The organism is Algibacter pacificus (assembly GCF_008033385.1).
Taxonomy (GTDB): domain Bacteria; phylum Bacteroidota; class Bacteroidia; order Flavobacteriales; family Flavobacteriaceae; genus Algibacter; species Algibacter pacificus.
The window spans coordinates 630,373-650,316 of the sequence record NZ_VOGY01000001.1 but is presented as its reverse complement, the minus strand read 5'-3'; the positions used below and the strand labels follow the sequence as shown (position 1 = coordinate 650,316).

Below are 19,944 nucleotides of genomic sequence, written 5' to 3'. Positions count from 1 at the left end.
TTCTATTTAGCTCTAAAAGTATTAATTTTTTGTTTTAATTCCTTTACTATTTCAGGATGTGAAGTCGCCAAATTATGCTCCTCAAAAGGGTCTTCATCTATATTAAATAATTGCACCACTTCATCTTTCTTTCTTACGGGATCTGGAACAATAATTTTATATGGAGGAAAAATGGCCATATTGTAATACATACTATTTTCAATGGTATCAAAATCATGTGCATATACTTCTCCGAAAATACCTTTTCGTTCATTTAATGCTTTTGTATCTAAAACGCTAAGTCCTGGTAAGTTTTGAGGTTTTTCAATCCCTAAAACATCCAGTACTGTAGGTACCATATCAATACTACTTGTAATTGTTTTGGTATCCATTTTAGGCGTAATTTTATCTTTCCATTTATACATTATTGGTGTTCGGATTCCCATATCAAAAGGTGCTCGTTTTGAGTGCTTAAGGTAACCGCTTTTTTCTGGGTCTTGAGCCCAACCATTATCGCAAACATAAACAAACAACGTGTTTTCTGTTAATCCTTTATCTTCAAACAAATCGAACAATTCACCACAAGTTTCATCAAACCACTCGCACATGGCCCAATATTTTGCTAAGTGTTCTGAGTCTGTTTTCTTTTTATATTTTTCATATAATCTAGCTGGAGGATTATGCGGTCTATGAGGTAAAAATGGTGCATACCATAAAAAGAAAGGCTTCTTTTCTTTAAGAGCTAAATCCACATAACTATTTAGAGTATCTAAGCCTTTTCTACCAATTTCTAATCCGTAATCGCCATGACGACCACCACGTTTAGGATCTCCATGTGTCATACCATAATCAAAACCGCCTACTTTATGATTTCCGTGCCACCATTTTCCGGTTTGAAAGGATAAATAGCCCTTTTCTTTTAATAAATCTGGCAGTGTGGTTTGTTTTTCAAAAGCAGAAATGATGGGTTTATAAGCCTCTGCTCTATTTTTTTGGCTTGCTTTACGATCTCCCTTTACACGCTCATAAACTTTGTCATTTCCTAAAACACCGTGATTTTTTGGATAACGTCCTGTAATGATTGAGGCAAGTGATGGTGAACATAAAGGTGTTGGCACATACCCACGGGTAAAGGTTAAACTCTCTGAAGCAAACTTATCCAAACGCGGTGTTTCTATGTTCTCATCGCCCATAAAACCATAATCGGTCCATGATTGGTCGTCTGACAATATGAATACAATGTTTGGTGCTTGGGTATTTTCTTTTTGTTCCTTTTCGTCGTTTTTAGTTGCTTCACTCTTCGATTTATTTCCACAGGAAAACAACATACAAAGTGCTAAAAAAACAAAACTAGCTTTTCTTATTACTTTCATTTTTAGTTAATTTAGTTTATTATTCTTATCATTTAAAACTGATGCTTCTTTACCATCTCTTTTAATGGGGCCATTATCACCTAACAAATACATTTTCCTAAAATCTGTTCCATCTTCTTTTTCTCCTACGATTATTCTAGCATCTGGGTGTGGATTATCAATAAGAGCTGATATCACAAAACCAGCATTTTTTCTTTGTAAAAAAATCTTATTCTTTTTAAAAGTATCACCACCATCAAAACTATCCCATTTAGCAATTTCTCCAACTTCATTATTAGTTTCACTCTCTAAATAAATACTCACTTCTGTTGCAGATTTTACTTCTAAATCTCCATTTCCTCTAGGAAGATTAGCATTCTTGCTTTGTAACCACGCTTGTCCATTCCATCTAAAATGTTGTAAACGCTTAGGTCCACTTCTTTTGGCTCCTATATCTGGACCAACCAACACACAAACTTGTGGTTTTCCATCAGGATCAACATCGGCAATTCCTTGAAAAGTCCAATCATGAGGTATTTCTTTTACCAAGGTTTTTTCATCTGCCATTTCTTTAGTTAAAGGCATGTCTAAAAGTTCGTTTTTAACATTTTTCCATTGTCCTGTCTTGGTATTAAAAACCATATAATACAAATGATGTCTTTCAGGAATATGCCCTCTTTTATCTTGAGCGTTTTTATTATCTCTGCAAATATGGTAATCGAATGCTACAATGATATCATCTCCATTCCCGCGACTAACCCAAGGATACCAAGAATCTTCCGCTTCAATATGTTGTAGCCGTTTATGCTTTAAAAATGAAACAGGTTCGGCAAAAGTAACACCATTGTCGGTTGATTTTTGATACACCCAGTCGCTTCTATGCGCACCATGGCGATAAAATAAATAGAGATCTCCATTATCCATTTTTATAAACTGATTGTAAGTGCCAAAAGGCGGAATATTATCAAGTGTTTCCCAGCTTGAAATATCTAAAGGTTTTTTAGAAATAGCATGTTGATTTTTTCCACCATGATAATTTCCTAACCTGTTTTTTCCATGCTTAGGCATACCTCCATGCCCTCCAAATGCAATATGAATATAATCCTCTTCATCAATAAGAATTGCTGGCTTACCGTGATTATCTATTTTCTTTTTACGATTCGGGTCTTTTCCCAACTCACTCACGCCTGCTTTAAATGGTCCTTTCCATTCTTTGGTATTATGATTATAAGACACTACGTAAGGATCTTCTAAAGGGCCTTGGTAAGCCACATATGTGATTCCTTTGTGATAGACTCCAGAAGGATGTTGTACAATAGCAACAGCATTTCCATAACCATTATCTGCAAAATAGTCTACCTGTGTACCTTTGTTAACTTCTGTTAACGCTGCTTTCTTTTTAGAATTACAACTGCATATTAAAACACACAAGCATACCAAACTAAATATCAATTTTTTACTCATCATAATTCAAGGTTTAATTCTTTAAAAATTCTTATTTTAACTGGCCCCAATAATCCAGAAGTTAATAACTCATCATCTTTACTCCAATGTTTCCAAGACGGAAACGTGGTTCGTTTACTGGGTCGTTTGGTATCATTTAATAACCAGTTTGGTAATTTTTTTATTTTATCTCCTTTACGTTCATAATCTAAAGGCAAATTTTCATCGCCAATTAATTTGTTTGGCCATAAATTGGTCACTTTTACTTCTAGAATATTTGTACCTTTTTTTACAAAATCATCAATATTAGTTCTAAAAGGTGGTTTCCATAAAGTACTTACTTTTTTTCCATTGATGATTACTTCTGCAATTACGGCAACACTTCCTAAATCGAGTTCTAAACCTTTATCATTTTGAAGAAAATCATCAGACAATTCAAATGCTTTTGTATAAGTTGCTGTTCCTGAAAAGTGTTGAATACGTTCGTCTTTATGATTTGACCAAGATATTAACGCATTAAACGTTTCATTTATATTTTTTTCTGAAGCTACGGGAAATTCAACTTCCCATAAATTTGATAAATCAATAGGAGTTGGTATTGAAGTTACTTTAGCTGTTTTTGTTTCTCCAGAAGCATCTTCAAAAGTTATTTTACCTGGATATGGAGTTACCCAATTGATATCATTCCCTTTATAAACGAACTTAGATTTTGGTGTGTCTTTTGATAGTTTTAAAATTTGACCTTGAGGAATGAACATCGTGCGTTCTTCTCCATCAGTTTTGTATGTAATTTTTAAGGCTGTTTTATCACCTTCTGGAATTTTATTATCTATCAATTCATTAGAAACTAAAATCTCAAACGTATTGTTTGAAACTAAATCTTTAATTTTATCAGTAACCTCAAAGGTTTTATAATTTTGAGGAATGCCTTTGGTTTCTGCTTTAAATTTTCCGAAGACAGCTTTTAAAACTTTAAAAGTTTTACCTTCTGCATCAATTTCTATATGCTCTCTTTCTTCTGCATAAATTTGATGTTTGGTCTCACCAATTTGATATTCCATTCTAAACTCTTTTTTGTAGCCCATGGCAGGATCGCAATCGCAAAACGCACGAGACATTTTAAAGTCTAGTTTTCCATCTTTTATGGCATTATTTACTTGGTCTGTAAGATCGATTAAACCTTCTTGCAGAAACGTTCCGTATTCGGCTTTTACAATTTCTAAATTCGAAAGTGGTTCTGGTTCTAAAGGTTCTAATTCTGCTGAAGCCGAAACGATATGATTAGAATTTGAATCCTTCTGAAAGACAATGAAAACCGATTCTTCCATGCCTAATTGCAAAGGAACTGTTGTTGTTCCATCTAAATTTTCATTAAAGACCACCAAATCCTTTATGGTTCCTTTTTCTGCGTTCCAGAGTTCTGGTTGTTTTCCTGAAACTCGAAAACGTGCTGTAATTTCTCTGGCTTCTTTTCTAGCATTGGCGATAAAATATATATCGGCATCATTTGTTTTTCTATGGATGAAACTCAAATCTGTTTTATCGCTACTTTCTATTTTAAAATCTGGTGTTTGCTCACTTAAAACAGCTTCAATAGAAATGTCTTTTACCAATCCTGTTTCCCACAATTTATCAACATAAGTTTTAACAACTTCATCAGCATTGGGGTAATTCGTTAAACTTGGCGATTGTGATGGTTTTCTTCCAATTACTTTTGCACCACCGTCAACCAATTCTTTTACTTTTTTTAAGGTTTCAGGTTTTATAAAATCAGATTCTGGCAATACCAAAACGTTATAAACATTACCAACTGAAGAGTAAATTATTCCATCTTTAACAGTTAGATCTTTTAATTTATTGGCGCCAATCAAATCATAATCAAAACCCATTTGTTTAATCTCTGGCTTTAAAAATGCGGTATTTGGTGATGATTCTCCGGTAAATACTAAAACATCAGCTACATTTTTGCCCTGTTGCAATACATATTGCGAACGCGCTATATAATCCATATAGGCTTTTCCCTGCGACCACCAAGTATTTAATCGGTTAAAATCTGTACCGTGATAACTCAATTCTAAACCGGGAGCCACATCCCAAGGTTGATGCACATAGGTATGAAATATAAATCGTGTAATGCCTTCTGCCCAAGCTCTATCGCCTATCGATTTTAGTTGTGCAGGATGCTCGTCCCAACCACCAATTCCTGTAAAAGACTCTGCACCAACAATGGCACTACCATTTAAATGCGCAATAGAAGATACGAATTTAGAGGAATCAAAAAACGGATAACCACCACTCCAGAATTCACACATCACAATATCACCAGTGGCGCCGACTTGCATATTATCAAAAGGGCCCCAATACGGTTCTACAGAAAATTTTAAGTTGTTTTTATGGCATAACTCTGCGAAATGTGCGTAATAATTCTCTGCAATTAAATCGCCAATAGTTCTTCTAAAATCCCACAAAAAACGCTCTGATATTTCGCCACTTTCTACATAATACCCCGCTAAGGTTGGTAAGTATGACGTTAAATTGTAGCCTCTTAAATTCTCGAATTGCTTTTCAAAACCAGCTGTCCAGTTGGTGGTTTCTACTTCGTAACTATCAATTAAGCAGTTATTGACAGTGGTTCCAACTAAATCGCCTAACTTATTAATAATAGGCTGTACTCCACCGTTCCAATAGGCATCAACTGCGGTTTTACTCATTTTATCAACTTCCAATCCTTTGGCTTCCGCAGGTGCAGGCCGGTTTGTTGTTCCAATTGGTGTGTGTCCAAATCGTAAAACAATCCAATCTCCTTTTGGTACATCCCAATTTAAAAAACCATCTTTAGAAACTTTAGAAGTTAAATCGATAATAGTTTCTTTTGAAACCAATGAATTTTTTGAAATGTTTTTTGTGTCTGGTAATAAATGATTACGAATACGTTCAGATAATATTTTATAATCTAAACCATCAATCTTTTGAATTGCTTTTGGTTTTGGAAACGCCAAAACAGCAATGTCTTTGTAAAAATTGAATTTAGTTTTGGGCTGTGGTAGCTTAGCTTTGTAATTTTGATTTCCATTTACTTCAACTTCACTAAAAACAACCGTTTGCATCGCATTTTCCTCGGTTACCCAAGGTCCACCGCTAGAAGACCAACCTGCGCTGTTATGAAATGACAATTCTAAGCCCAAACGTTTTGCTTCTTCTGCTGAAAACTTGAATAAGTCTAGCCAATCCTCACTTAAATATTTTACGGGTCCTTTTGGGAATCCTAAATGCACATTAAACAATTGTGCTTCTTGAATGCCTACTTGTTTCATGGCTTCCAAATCTTTGGTTATGCCTGATTTAGATACATTTCCGCTTATCCAATGCCACCAGGTTCTTGCTTTAGCTTGGTTTGGTGGATTTTGAAATCCGGATTCTAATGTTACACCTTCATCTTTGCTTTCAGTGCAATTAGTAAAACAAAAACAAAATGCTATTAAAAAGAGGCATGTTATATTTTTCATGAGACTGTAATTACTTTTTTATAATTTTTGATGTAGAAATCGTTACAGGACCTAGTAATCCAGAGGGTAACAGTTCATCCGTTGCTTTTTGAAACGAATAAGCACTAAAAGTTTTTCTTGGCCCTTCTGGAAGCGGTTGATTATTCCTATACCAATCTGGCATTTTTTTGTATTTACCTCTGTAATCTTCAGATCCAAAACCTTGTTTACTTCTTCTTACATCATATTCTGTTTGATTTGGTAACTTTTCATCACCAATTAAACGATTCGTCCATTGATTGGTGACTTGAATTTCTAAAGCATTTTTACCCTCTTTTAGAGCTGTCGTAATATTTAAAGAATGTGGTGATATCCAACTTACACCAACTTCTTTTCCATTTAAAATAACTTTTGCAATAACATTTACTTTCCCTAAATTGAGTTGAAATTGTCTATCGGATTGCAATATCCCTTTTTCTATGTTGAAGGTTGTTTTGTAAATAGCTGTTCCTGAATAGTGTTTTATTTCCTCTTTAGCGTGGGTGGTCCAATCGAATAATTCGTCTGTTTTCAGGGTCGCTTTGTAAAAATCTTCTGCTCTAAAATAAATTTCCCAATTGCCTTTTATTTCGATAGGATTTGGAATATCGTTTACCTCTATAGTCCAATTTTCTAAATCATTTACTTTTGCAGTATATTTTCCATTTGCATAGACTTCGGCCTGTAAGTTATTGTCACTGTCTAAACTGAACGTAGGTTTTGATTCTTTATTAACTGACGTAAACGTAACTTTAGGTTGATTTGCTTTTGCTGGTTTAAAAACAACAAAAACCGATTCTTGAGGATACATTGGAATAGAAATATCGGTTCGTCCATTTTTGGTGGTATACTCCACTAATTTGGTAATCTCTCCAGTTTCTGCATTCCATAATTCTAGTATTTTTCCTTCAACCAAAAAACTACAATTTAGTGTATCAGCTTCTGTTAAATTATGATTGTACACAAAGTAAATATCTTCGTTTTCTGTGCGTCTGTGGTAAAAATTAAAATCGGGTTGCCCTTCTACAATTAAATCTTTTTGAACTTTATTTTCTTCAAAAATCTCTTCCCATTCGCCAGTGCTGTATGTTTTTTTACTAGACCAAATATCTTTTACTAAAACATCAAATTCGGCTTCCATTTCTTTTGAAATGTTATACCCACCTAGTTTTTTGGGTTTCTTACCCACAATTAATGCGCCTTGTTGCGATAATTTATGAATACCTCTTAAAGTTTCTAGGTTGATGATATCATGTCGCTGTAAAGACAAAGCGTTATAAATAATACCATTAGGCAATTTTAATTTGCCATCTTCTACTTTTAAACGATTAATAATGACATCAGAATTTACACAATCGTATTTATAAGCCGCTGGAAGTTTAGGCCGCATTTGGTTGGCGTGAATAACGTGACTTGGTGCTCTATCACCCACAAAAACCAACACATCTAACACCGGATTTCCTTGGCGTAACATGTATGAACCTCTTGCTAAATAATTAAACCATTCTGGGCCTGCGTTATCCCACCAAGTTTGTGTTCTATCAATATGAGACCCCACGAAACTCATGCTCATTCCTGGTTTTACATGCGTATTGGATTGATGCGCAAAACGATGAAACATATATTCGTTAATACCGTTTGTCCATTCGTAATCGCCTTTTTGTTTGGCTAAAGCCGGATGAAAACCCCAGTTTAATTTGGTACTTGTAAAGGCTTCTGCAGAAATTACGTTTTTTCCGTAAATATGACCAGCGGACACAGCTGCTCGTTTATGATTGTTAGGTTTCCCTAACCAAAACTCACCCATAGGAATATCGGCATGTCGCCCAGCATCTAAACTATTAAAAGGCCCCACAAATCCATAAGGCTCTATGTAAGATATTAATCCGTCTTGATGACATAATTCTGTAAAATAATCGAAATAATTGGTTACCATTAAATCGCTTACCAATTGTTTCATATCCCAAAAAACAGCTTCAACAGTTTCTTTATTTTCAATACTTTTACCTGCATACATTAATAAAAAAGGAGTAAAATCATAACCAAACCTTTTTTCAAATAGCTTTTCCATATCGTCAGTCCAGTTTTGTGGTCCAACTTCATAACTATCTATTTCTACATATTGCAAGGCATTTGATGCATCAACTTTTGCTTGTTCAACCAATTTCCCTACAAAGGCATCGTAATGTACTTTCAACGCTTTTTTACTGAATTTATCGACTTCCAATCCTTTCCCTTCATCTGAAGACGGTTCGTTTGTTGCGCCAGAAGCCGTAAAACCAAAACGCATAATAGTCCAATTTCCTTTTGGTAATGTTGTTTCTAAAACACCATTGGCATCCATTTTATCCGTTAAAACAATGATGTCTTCTTTTTTAATGAATGCTTTTGCATCGGTATTTCCAATTGGGCGTCTATTTTTTCTATAAGACGTGTACTCCATTATATTTCCTAAAACAGGACTTGCAGAAAGTTGCATCTCATAAATACCCGCATCCATTTCGGTTTCTATTCTAAAATAACGGGCTGTAACAGGTTTAAAACTTTCATAAAAATAACATTCATCTTTACCAATACGTTCTTCTCTTGGCTTATGAGCTACTGTAAAATGAACACCATCGTCTGATTTTAATAAAGTTAATCGTCCTTTACGTTTATTGATAAATATATTCATTGATTGGATGGTGTGTGCTTTTCCGTAATCGTATTGCACCCAACCTTTTGCTTTTAAATTGGCATGTGTATTGGTTTGTTTGTCAGTTGCTAACCCTACTTTAAATCCTTTATCTGAAGATGTTATTACAGGGTTTACACTGTCGTCAATCAATTCGGTTTCTAACGATGGATATGCCAAAACAGCAATATCTTTGTAATAGTTATGTCTTGCTGGTGGTTGTGGCAATTTTATGTTAATTGCTTTACCTCCTTCTGCAATCACTTGACTATTTACTACCACTTTCATGGCGTTTTCTGGTGTTACCCAAGGCCCACCACTAGAGGTCCAGCCATCACAGTTATGTACTCCAAAACTCAATCCTAATTTCTCACATTCTTTGGCTGCGTGGGTTAAAATATCACGATGTTCTTGTGAGTTGTATTTTACATCGCCTTCTGGTAAGCCCATAGATACATTAAACACCAAAACACCACCAATACCAGCTTCTTTTATGGCTTTTAAATCTTTGGTAAAGCCTTCTTTAGAAGCATTACCGCTATTGATGTGATACCACGTTCTGGGTTTTGATGCTTGTGGTGGATTTTTAAAACCTTCTTCTAAAGTTAAAAGTTGACGCTGCTTTTTCTTTTCAGTGCAATTACTGAAACAAAAACAAAATGCTAATAAAAAGAGTAATGTTATATTTTTCATTTATTTTGATTCAATTGTTCTAATACTTCGTTAAAGGCATCTTCTTTAAATAGTTTACGTGCTTTATTTAAATCGGCTATAAATTTTTCTCTAGAATGCTTTATATCTTTTATCTGTTTGTATTCCCATTTTTTTTCGTTGGTTACATAAGGCAACATATATTGACACCCTTTTTTTATACTTCTACCGTCTTCTGAAGTTGCATTCCAAAGATTAACCCCCACTTTTTGCCCCAAACGTGCTAATTCTAAAAAGGCATGTAAATTCATTACTGAGTACGAAAATGACTTGGTTCTTGCTAATTCTAAGGGTTGACTTCCATCGGGTTCAATCTGACTAAAAATTCTAGATTTAGTTATCGTTGACAAATATGTTTTGACCTCTTCAACCTTATTTAAATACAATAAAATGCTTAATAGTTGCACATCATAATTGGTACCATGGTTGTTCTTTCGGGTGGCTTCTTCCTTACCTAGTTTACTGTTTTTTAACCAATTACTATAATCGGTAAACCAGTTAAACATGCCTTCTTCTGTCTTTTTGTCTAGTATATTTCTATCTTTTGCTAGCTCTAAAAATTTTATCACATTGGTAATACTTTCAAATTCTATAATACCAAAACACCTCCCGTCTGATTTCCCAGGAACGTACTGCCCATAATTAACATTAGGGTTCATTTTGGTATCCTCATCTAAGAACCATGTTTGTATCAACTCTAAATTTTTATTGGCATATACCTTTTCATTGGAATAAAAATAAGCCTTCGTTAAGGTATTTACAGCTGAAAGAAAATTTGCAGTTGCCGTAAAATCTGTAAAATTATTTCGAGTTTCGGGATTTATTTCACCATCTTTTCTAATATAAGGTAAACCAATTTGGGTTTCTGGATTTGGCCACCAATACGGACCAATACTCATATAATCATGTTTGTTTCCACTAGGCGGAACTCCTTCTTTATTTACTACAGAAAATCCTTCAATAGTTAATAATTTATCGGCTTGTTTTAATAATGCTTTATAGTTTTCAACTGCTTTTGCATCTCCTTTTTTGATTTGATTTTGTTGTACTTCTAATGCCTCATATTCTATAATATGAACTTTTTCTTGATGCTTTTGAGCTTCTGTACAACCAAATATACCTACAAAAAACACAACAACTATTTTTTTATAAAACTCTAATTTGCTTCTCATACCTGGTATTATTTATTGTTTGTGTTTCGGCTAAACTTAAATATCAAAATCGTTATCCCTAATAATACGGCTGGCACATATAAAATTATCTTCATCCTTGGCATTGTTTAATCAATAAACAACTCATCAATATAAGGTCCACTTTGCCCTGAGGTTTCTATTCTTATATTATTTGCTCCTGCTTTCAGTCTTAAAATAGCCGGAACAAACTTCCATTCTTTTTCCCAACCTCCAGTTGATTTGAATTCTAAAGTTCTAATAAACTCATCATTTAAATATAATTTCATTGGATGTAATTCGCCCTCATTATTGTGCATATATCGAAAACGCATACTATAATCGCCCTCTTCCCCATCGTTTTCTTGGTAAAATGTAATTGCACCTTCTTTACCATCAAATCGAACAAACCCACTTCCTTTAAAACGATGTGCATCTTTACTTACTTTTGCTTCTCCTTCTAAAATACCTTCTTCAGCAGAAATATTAACACCTCTTCCAATCCACATATCTTTAGAGTGCTCATCACCCCAAAACAATCCTTCGTTTTTACCAAATTTTTCCTCCATTTTTAAAACGACTTTACCATTTTGTTTTACAAAGGCTTTTACGGTTGTATTATCTGAAATTTCGAAAGCTCCTTTATAAACTATGCCGTTTGTTGCAGGGTTATCGCCATTTGTGGTGTAAAATATATCAAAATTCTCAACATTAGATTTCCCTAAAACTTCAATTTGTTGCACATCAATAGTAATTTTATTTGATGTATATAGGGCTTTATCTCCTAAAATAGCACCAGTAATAATAGATGCTTTTTTAGCTTTGGGTAGTTCCCGTAAAAACAATCTTGTTTTCCCAAAAAACAAGGCTCTAAAGTTCGATTTTGTTCTACTTGTTGGATCAATTGGGTTTCCGTTTTCCATAGAAATCTTTTTAACATCCCCTAGAATATTATAATAGACTTTATTTTCTGCATAAGGATATAGGTTGTTTTCTTCATCTAATCCTTCTGAAGTAATAATATAACTTGTGGTAAAACTATCTTCAGCATCTAACTTTTGAATACTTGTTTTTAATTTTGAAGGTTGCTTGCTGGTTGAAAAAGAGGTGCGTTTTACTTCCTTTCCCTCTTTATAAGCAACGGCTTCAATAGTTCCTTCTTCATAAGGCACCATCCATTCGCATTGCATTTCGTTCCAAACGGTTCCTGGTTTGTCTTTTCCTAAAGATTTTCCGTTTAAAAATAACTCCACTTCATCTGCATTTGAATATACCCAAACCGGAATTACAGTACCTTTTTTCATTCTTGGATGCGTCCAATGTGGTAACATATGAATCATTGGTTCTTTGGTCCATTGGCTTTGGTAGAAATAAAATAAATCTTTTTTAAATCCAGCAACATCTAAAGCGCCACCCATAAATAAATTGAAAGGTAGACCGCCGTGTACTAAACCTGCTTCTCCATAATAATCGAAACCTGTCCAACGAAAATGTCCACTATGCCATGGATTGTCTCGCATGACTTCCCAATATTTTCTTGCCGAAACCCTTACGGTAGCATTATCATAGGAAGAATTGAAACTTTGTTTTCTGTTTCTCCAGTTTTTAGGATTGATGCCTTCGTAAAAGAAAATCTCTTTTTCGGTTAAATTTGGTAATTCATAAGTACCAGGTAATTCATTATCTCGCCACCAAGTTTGGGTTCTGTAATAACCACGAGTTTGCCATGTATGCGGTGCTTCGGTAGAAATAAAAGGTTTATCAAACGAATTACCTTCAATAAATGACTTTGTTTCTGAACCTCCATTAACACCCAAAATATCCATGTCTTCTGGATTACCGGCACCCGAAGTAAACAAGCGCGTTGGGTCTAAACTTTTTCCGAATTTTACCAATTCTGGGGCAACATCACTATGGGTTTCATTCCCCAAACTCCACACAAAAATACTTGGGTGGTTTCTATCTCTTGTAATCCATTCTTTTACATCGCGTTGCCACCATGCATCAAAGGCTTGTTTTCCGTAATCTTGAGGTGCTTTTTTGTGCCAACCATCAAAAATTTCATCCATAACCAATAACCCGATTTCATCACAGATATCATAAAACATAGGCGGTGTTGGGTTGTGTGACGGACGGATGGCATTGATGCCCATATCTTTTAAACTCTGTAATTTCCAACGTAACATGGGCTTTGTCCATGCGCCTCCCACAGGACCACCTTCCCAATGCTCACAAACACCTTTTAATTTTACGTTTTTGCCATTTAACCAAAAACCAGTTTTAGTCTCCCACTTTACCGTTTTAAATCCGAAAGTCGTTTCAATTTCGTCAATAACCTTTTTACCATCCAAAATTTGAGTAACTACTTTGTAGACATTTGGTGTTTCTGGACTCCATAATTTTGGATTTTCAACTTCTAATTGAACAACTGGAGAATTGTTTTTAAGTTTTTCGCTGGTTTTACTTAGCTGTTTACCTAAAGGTGAAACTATTTTTATTTCGTATTCCAATCCTTTTTTAAAATTATTAACTTGAGCATCAATAGTTACTGTTGCGTTTTCTTCTGAAATTGAAGGTGTTTTTATAAAAATAGAATTGGGTTTAAAATGCGTTGGATTTACTTCAATCAATTTTACTTGCGCATAAATGCCACATGGATGATACCAACGTGCAGATGGTTCTAAACTATTATCAACTCTAACTGCAATGGTGTTTTTTCCTTCTTTTAAATACTTTGAAATATCGTATCGAAAACTGATGTATCCATAAGGTCTTTTGCCTAAATGATTGCCATTTATCCAAACTTCACTATTCATATACACACCATCAAAATTGATGTATGTTATATTTGAAAGACTTTCTTTTTTTATATTAAATTCCTTACGATACCAACCAATACCACCATCGTGATACCCACCACCTTGACCTTGATCGCCACCTTTACGAACGCCTTTTTCAAAAGACCAATCGTGAGGTACGTTTAAGTTTTGCCAAGAAGCTGTATCTAAATTTTCTTGAGAAAAAGTAGCATTATCTTCTAAAATAAAATTCCAATTATTATTGAAATTGGTTTCTATGCGTTGTGAAAAAAGCTGTAGTGTAATTAGCATTAAAATGCCAACAAGGACATGCTTATTCTTAATATAATAAAATTGTTGCTCCATTTTATTCTAATATTTATTTTTTTGTTGGACGATCATTTTGTAAAAAAGGACCTTGATCTTTTGGGATTTCAGATTCTAAAAGGCGTCTCATTTTATCTTCTACTTTTCTGTATTTAGCCTGCCCTGATAAATTAACAAAAGACAATAAACTGTTTTTATGCTCGTAAAGTTCTGCACTTAAAACTTCTTGTGTTTTAGAATCTCTCCATTCGGTATACCTCCAAACACCGTCCGTTGCAGTTACTCCCATTATTTTATCGCCTCTAGCATAAACACTTGTGGCCACTTTATCTCCTTTAGTATTTGGTTTATTAATAATAGGAAGGATACTTTTACCGTCGGATTCTGGTCCTTCTAATCCGCATAAATCAACTAACGTTGGAAATATATCCACGTTTTCTACTAAGGCATTTGATGTTTTACCAACTTTTCTTTTCTTATAATTGGTTTCTCTACTAACAATTAATGGGACTCTTACATCAATTTCTACATTGGAGTGTTTACACCAAGCGCCATATTCGCCAATTTTATAGCCATGGTCGCTCATAAAAATAACCATAGTGTTTTTGCGTAAATCCAATTCCTCTAGCGTTTGCATCACTTTCCCTACTTGAGCATCAATATAACTTACAGATGCATGGTAACCATGTATTAAGGTACGTGTTAAATCGTCGTTTAAATCGCCGCTTTTGGGAATACCATGATAGCCTTTTAATTCGCCCCACTTACTTAGTGCTAACCTATACATGCCTTCTGGTTTTTCTCGAGACGGTATTTTAAAGTTATCTTTATTATATAAATCCCAATATTTTTTGGGTGCGTTAAACGGTAAGTGTGGTTTACTTAATCCTACAAACATTAAAAACTTATCCTCTTTAAGTTTATGAAGTGTTTCTATCGCATATTTAGCAGCTCGCCCGTCTTTATAGGCTTCATCTTCTACGTTGGCATCTTCAAAAGCTGGGCCTTTTAAGGGTTTTACTCCTTCTGCTTTTAAGCGTTCCATAAGTGCTATGTTTTCTGGCTTTACATAACTGTTTTTTTCTTTAGGAAAATGAGTTGTCCAACTACTTTTATCGTCTACACTATGGTGGTATACTTTACCAATACTTACTGTTTTATAACCATTTTCTTTGAAAAGTTGTGGCATGGTTACTAGCTCTTTATGCACTTTACGAAGTGGTGTAAAAATACTATAAATACCTAAGGTTTGCGGACGTAAACCTGTTAAGGTACTCATTCTTGATGGTGCACATATAGCTTGTTGTACATAAGCCTTATTAAACTTAACACCTTGGGTTGCTAATTTATCTATGTTTGGGGTTATTGCCGTGGGGCTGCCATAGCAGCCTAATTCTGCTCTTAAATCGTCGACATAAAAGATAAGTACATTTGGTGTTTTGTTTTGTGCGGCACCTTTTAATATACAGCCAATAATACAAATTAATAAGATTATTTTTTTCATTTTGGTTTTAGTTTGTTGACCAACTTTATTTTAGGGTTAAAAAATGATTTGGCGGACTATCCTTGCGTTAGGGATTGAACGGCCTGTTGGAGCTCCCGACCCTAGGAGGAGCGACTAGTGAAAGCCCGACCCTTGTGGTAACGCCCCAATTATGGCTAATTGATAACTGGCTTGGGCGATTGTACTTGGCCTTCGCCTTTATCGAAACTCCACCAATCTATGGCTTTTCTATCCATGCTTAATTTATAATTCCATTTTTTTAAATAGTAATCTCTTGGTCTTATTTGGTCGTTTATTTTTTTAAGTTCGGTATGTAGCTTAGTATCTAAATCTTGTTGAATGCTTGCTAGCTCTTGCTTACCTAATAAATTGTCTTGCTGAAAAGGATCTTTAATATTATCGTAGAACATGCTTGGACCATCTGGTGTAATGGCATAGGTGTATTGCTTGGTTCTAATAGCACGATAGGGTGCATCGTTATAATTAGCGCCAAAAGGTGCAACATTCATTACCAAGGCTGCTCGATCTACGTTTGGATCTGGGTTTTTAATTAAATGGGACAAATCTTCGCCTTCGATAGTTTTTGGAATATTTATTTGAGACAAACTTAACAAGGATGGCAAAATATCGGGAGTTGTAATTGGAGCGTTTACTGTGCTTCCTTTGTGATTTCCTATGGAAGGGTAGCTAATTAAAAAGGGAACTCTAATAGACTCGTCCCAAGCTAATTGCTTAGTGAACGCTTTAACACCATGTGCGCCCATCATTTCTCCATGATCTGCAGAAAAAACAATTATGGTATTTTTATCTAAGCCCAGTTCTTTAATTTTATTAAAAACCAAACCAATAGCTTGGTCTGTGGCCGTAGCATGTGCGTAATATCCTTGTAATTCTTTACGGCTTCTTGCTTCCTGGGCTTTAGTTACATTTGGATTTAATGTTAAGGTTTCTGGTGGATACATATCCTTGAACTTTTTGGGAGCAGAATGATGTGGGTAATGCGGTGTTGCTATAGATATTACTGCTAAAAATGGCTTTTGGTCGTTAGCATGTTTTGTTAAATAATTATTAGCATCTTTTGAAATGGCAAAAGGGGAATACTCACCCCAAATTTTCATGTCTTGGTTATCGTTATCGTAATACGGCATTTTGGTGTAATTATGCGAACACTCTAAGGCCTTCCAAAAATCGAATCCCTGGCGTCTTTCTTTTGGAATATATGTGCTTCTGCCGTGTCCATCTAAATGCCATTTCCCCCAATAGGCGGTGTTATAACCTGCTTCTTTAAAAATTTCTGCCATGGTAAGTTCTTCGGCAGGGAAATACAAATCGTTTAAAAACATGCCCGTTGTTGTAGGAAACCTACCTGTAAACAATGCGGCTCTATGTGGTGTGCAAACTGGTGTTACCGAAACGGCATTGGTAAAGTTTACAGACTCCTTGGCAAAGGCATCTAAATTGGGTGTTTTTACATCTGGATTTCCGGCATAACCCAGTGCAGAACCTCGCCATTGATCGGTTAAAATATAAACAATGTTTGGTTGCTTTGTTTTGCTTTTTGCTGAAGCTGTTTCATTATTTGATTTTACTTGCTTTTTACAACTGCATAATGCTAGTGAAGTTAAAAGTAATAATCTTGATAATAGTTTAATTTTCATTTCTTTTTTATGATTGATGAGTTATTTTATTTTTGAACTAAATTGATACGTCCCTGGTTGCGCCATAACTTGAAAAGTATTGGTACTTGTATCTATTAATTTTAGATTTGAATTCTCCTTAAAAGCCAATCCATTTACTAATAATTCCTTTTGCGTATTTGCAGGAATTACAATTTTAGCTGTGGTATTTGGCGGAATAACGACTTCTAATTTAAAGTCGTTATTTTCTATGTCCCATGACGATGCTACTTTACCGTAAGGTGTATTTAACGATGCGGAAGCCGAAGTTAATGGTCCGCCTGGAACTGGTGCTATTCTAATCGTTTTATAACCGGGTTCTAATGGAGCAATACCAGCAATACGCTCATACATCCACTCGCCAATAGCACCATACGCATAATGGTTTAAACTATTCATGTTTTGAGGGTTGAATCCCTCTATTTTACTATAACTATTCCAGCGCTCCCAAATGGTGGTTGCACCTTGATTTATGGAATAAAACCAAGATGGATAGGTTTCATTAAATAAAAGTTTATACATTAAATTTATTTCTCCTGTTTCGTCTAAAACCTGTGATAGTAATGGCGTACCTAAAAAGCCTGTTCTTAAATGATTATCGGCTTCATTAATTTTTTGCAACAAATTATTTTTTGCATTTTCTTGTTTTTTTTCTGACAACAAATTAAAAGCCAAGGCTAATAAATAAGAGGTTTGTGTTTCGGTAATATCTTTTACTTTTGCGTTATCATCAAAAAATTCATTTTCAAAAGCTTTTGCCACCTTTTTATATAGCGCTTCATATGTATTTTGCGCTTCTGTTTGCCCTAAAACCGCTGCGGTTTGAGCTGTTAATTTAGCTGAATGGGCAAAAAAAGCTGTACCTATTAAACTGTGAGACGTATCACCTTTGTTATCTCCATTTTCTGGATAAGGCTGTAACCAATCTGCAAAAAAGCCCATCTTAGAAATACCATTTTTAGCATTTTTTTCATGATAAGCTACCCAAGCCTTCATCATTTCAAAATTTTCTTCTAGCACTTTTTTGTCGCCAGTCCTTAAGTAAATTTTCCAAGGAATAATGGTACACACATCACCCCAACCAGCACTTACTTTGTTGTTATATATAACATCAGGAACCACCCAAGGAATTCCTCCATTATCATATTGAGACTCTCTAACACTTTGCAACCAACTAACCCAAAATTTATAAACATCGGCATTAAACATAGAGGTTGGTCCAAATACTTGTGCGTCTCCTGTCCATCCCATACGTTCATCACGCTGTGGACAATCCGTTGGAATATCAAAAAAATTGCCCCTTAAACCCCAAACAATATTACTTTGAAGCTGATTTAATTTTTGATGCGAGGATGTAAATGTTCCATTTTCATCAAAATCTGAATATTGTACTAAACCTGTTACCCAATTTTTTGATGGTTCTTTTGAAATATCAAATCCACTTAACTCTACGTACCTAAATCCATGAAATGTAAATTTAGGTTGCCAACTAATTTCTCCATCTTTTGCTGCTATGTAGTAATCAGTTGATTGTGCCGAACGATAGTTTTTGGTATAAAATGAGCCATCGGGCGATAACATTTCTGCAAATCTAATTTTTAGGGTATCCCCTTTTTTCATAGGTACTTTTACAAATGGAACCCCTACCATATTTTGCTGTAAATCGAAAATTAAATTTCCGTTTTGTTCTATGATTTCTTTTGATGCTATTTTTATTTTAGATCTTACATTAGCATGTTTTTTTGGTTCTAACTTCACCTTTGTATCTATGTCTTCTACTTCCACAAAACCCCAATGTTTATCATCAAAATTATTAGTAGTCCAGTTTGACATTTCTAAATTGGCATCGTAAATTTCGCCATCGTAAATTTCGGAAACACGAATAGGTCCATTGGTTGTTCCTTTCCATGTTTGGTCTGAAAGAATAACTTCTTTGCTACCATCTTGCATAGTTAATTCTAGCTGACAAAGTATTTTAGGAGAATCAGTATCCTTCCATAAATCTTTTCTCCACCCCAAGCGACTAGAGTGCCATCCAGATGCAATTTCAACACCAATGGTGTTTTGCCCAGATTCTATTAAGTTGGTAACATTATAAGTAATCGTTTCTATTCGTTTTTGGTATGGTGTCCAACCTGGAGGCATAACATCTTCACTTACATTTTCGCCATTTATGGCAACATCGAAAACACCTTTTGCTGTTATATATAATCGTGCTGAAACGACATCGCTTGATAATTCAAAACCTTTTCTTAAATATTGTGGTCTATGAATAATAGTGTTTTGGCTTCCTAAAACCCCTTGTAATTTAGTTGGCAATCCTATCCATTTTGCTTTCCAATCGGAATTATTTAATAGCCCCAACTCAAAACGATTAATTTCACTCCATTGGGACGCATAGTTATCTTGATTCCAATATTTAACCTGCCAATATACTTTTTGACGGGATTTTAGGGTTTTACCATCGTATTTAACCCAATTTGATTGATCTGTTTCTTGTTTTTTAGAATCCCATAAATCGGCATTATTAGGCAATAAATCTGGGCTACTAGCTACTACAATATGATAAGCAGACTGACTTCTAGTACTTTCTGAAACTGGTAGGTTCCATGAAAACGTTGGGTTAGCATTATAAAAGCCTATAGGGTTTTTAAAACCTTCGGAAACAGTTAAACTTTCTGCTGGTTGTATATTTTCTTTTTCAGTACATGATGATGATGCTAAACTGAAAAACACAACGCAAATAAAGATTTGAAAAACCTGTTTAAAATTGAATTTGTAAAACAT

General features: G+C 34.7%; 9 protein-coding genes. All 9 read right to left on the bottom strand.

The features are described 5' to 3' along the window. Positions 1–2 precede the first annotated feature (2 nt). Positions 3–1,352 (bottom strand): sulfatase family protein, encoded by a 1,350-nt coding sequence (locus FQU21_RS02920; RefSeq protein WP_222707981.1) that lies wholly within the window; start codon positions 1,350–1,352, stop codon positions 3–5. A 6-nt stretch (positions 1,353–1,358) separates the two neighbouring features. Further along, positions 1,359–2,798: a BNR-4 repeat-containing protein gene (locus FQU21_RS02915; protein WP_246124735.1), complete on the bottom strand. Its 1,440-nt coding sequence runs from the start codon at positions 2,796–2,798 to the stop codon at positions 1,359–1,361. After that, positions 2,795–6,280 (bottom strand): glycosyl hydrolase, encoded by a 3,486-nt coding sequence (locus FQU21_RS02910; protein WP_147676523.1) that lies wholly within the window; start codon positions 6,278–6,280, stop codon positions 2,795–2,797. The genes FQU21_RS02915 and FQU21_RS02910 overlap by 4 nt, the downstream gene beginning before the upstream one ends. Before the next feature lie 10 nt (positions 6,281–6,290). Next, positions 6,291–9,665 carry a glycosyl hydrolase gene (locus tag FQU21_RS02905; RefSeq protein WP_147676522.1) on the bottom strand — a complete coding sequence of 1,125 codons (3,375 nt, stop codon included), beginning with the start codon at positions 9,663–9,665 and terminating at the stop codon, positions 6,291–6,293. Then, the gene (locus FQU21_RS02900; RefSeq protein ID WP_147676521.1) at positions 9,662–10,855 is read right to left on the bottom strand and encodes an alginate lyase family protein; all 1,194 of its coding nucleotides are present in this window, start codon (positions 10,853–10,855) and stop codon (positions 9,662–9,664) included. Before FQU21_RS02900 ends, FQU21_RS02905 begins: the two co-directional genes overlap by 4 nt. A gap of 107 nt (positions 10,856–10,962) precedes the next feature. Further along, on the bottom strand, positions 10,963–14,016 hold the full coding sequence (locus FQU21_RS02895) for a glycoside hydrolase family 2 TIM barrel-domain containing protein (protein ID WP_147676520.1): 3,054 nt from the start codon (positions 14,014–14,016) through the stop codon (positions 10,963–10,965). 13 nt (positions 14,017–14,029) lie between these two features. After that, positions 14,030–15,481, bottom strand: coding sequence for a sulfatase (locus tag FQU21_RS02890; protein ID WP_147676519.1), 1,452 nt, complete (start codon positions 15,479–15,481; stop codon positions 14,030–14,032). A gap of 155 nt (positions 15,482–15,636) precedes the next feature. Next, on the bottom strand, positions 15,637–17,139 hold the full coding sequence (locus tag FQU21_RS02885; RefSeq protein ID WP_147676518.1) for a sulfatase family protein: 1,503 nt from the start codon (positions 17,137–17,139) through the stop codon (positions 15,637–15,639). Between the two features lie 21 nt (positions 17,140–17,160). Beyond that, positions 17,161–19,944 (bottom strand): family 78 glycoside hydrolase catalytic domain, encoded by a 2,784-nt coding sequence (locus FQU21_RS02880; protein ID WP_147676517.1) that lies wholly within the window; start codon positions 19,942–19,944, stop codon positions 17,161–17,163.

Bases quoted from the DNA above. Each gene is read 5' to 3' on its own strand.
- FQU21_RS02920 (WP_222707981.1), bottom strand. From the start codon at position 1,352: ATGAAAGTAATAAGAAAAGCTAGTTTTGTTTTTTTAGCACTTTGTATG.
- FQU21_RS02915 (WP_246124735.1), bottom strand. From the start codon at position 2,798: ATGATGAGTAAAAAATTGATATTTAGTTTGGTATGCTTGTGTGTTTTA.
- FQU21_RS02910 (WP_147676523.1), bottom strand. From the start codon at position 6,280: ATGAAAAATATAACATGCCTCTTTTTAATAGCATTTTGTTTTTGTTTT.
- FQU21_RS02905 (WP_147676522.1), bottom strand. From the start codon at position 9,665: ATGAAAAATATAACATTACTCTTTTTATTAGCATTTTGTTTTTGTTTC.
- FQU21_RS02900 (WP_147676521.1), bottom strand. From the start codon at position 10,855: ATGAGAAGCAAATTAGAGTTTTATAAAAAAATAGTTGTTGTGTTTTTT.
- FQU21_RS02895 (WP_147676520.1), bottom strand. From the start codon at position 14,016: ATGGAGCAACAATTTTATTATATTAAGAATAAGCATGTCCTTGTTGGC.
- FQU21_RS02890 (WP_147676519.1), bottom strand. From the start codon at position 15,481: ATGAAAAAAATAATCTTATTAATTTGTATTATTGGCTGTATATTAAAA.
- FQU21_RS02885 (WP_147676518.1), bottom strand. From the start codon at position 17,139: ATGAAAATTAAACTATTATCAAGATTATTACTTTTAACTTCACTAGCA.
- FQU21_RS02880 (WP_147676517.1), bottom strand. From the start codon at position 19,944: ATGTTTTACAAATTCAATTTTAAACAGGTTTTTCAAATCTTTATTTGC.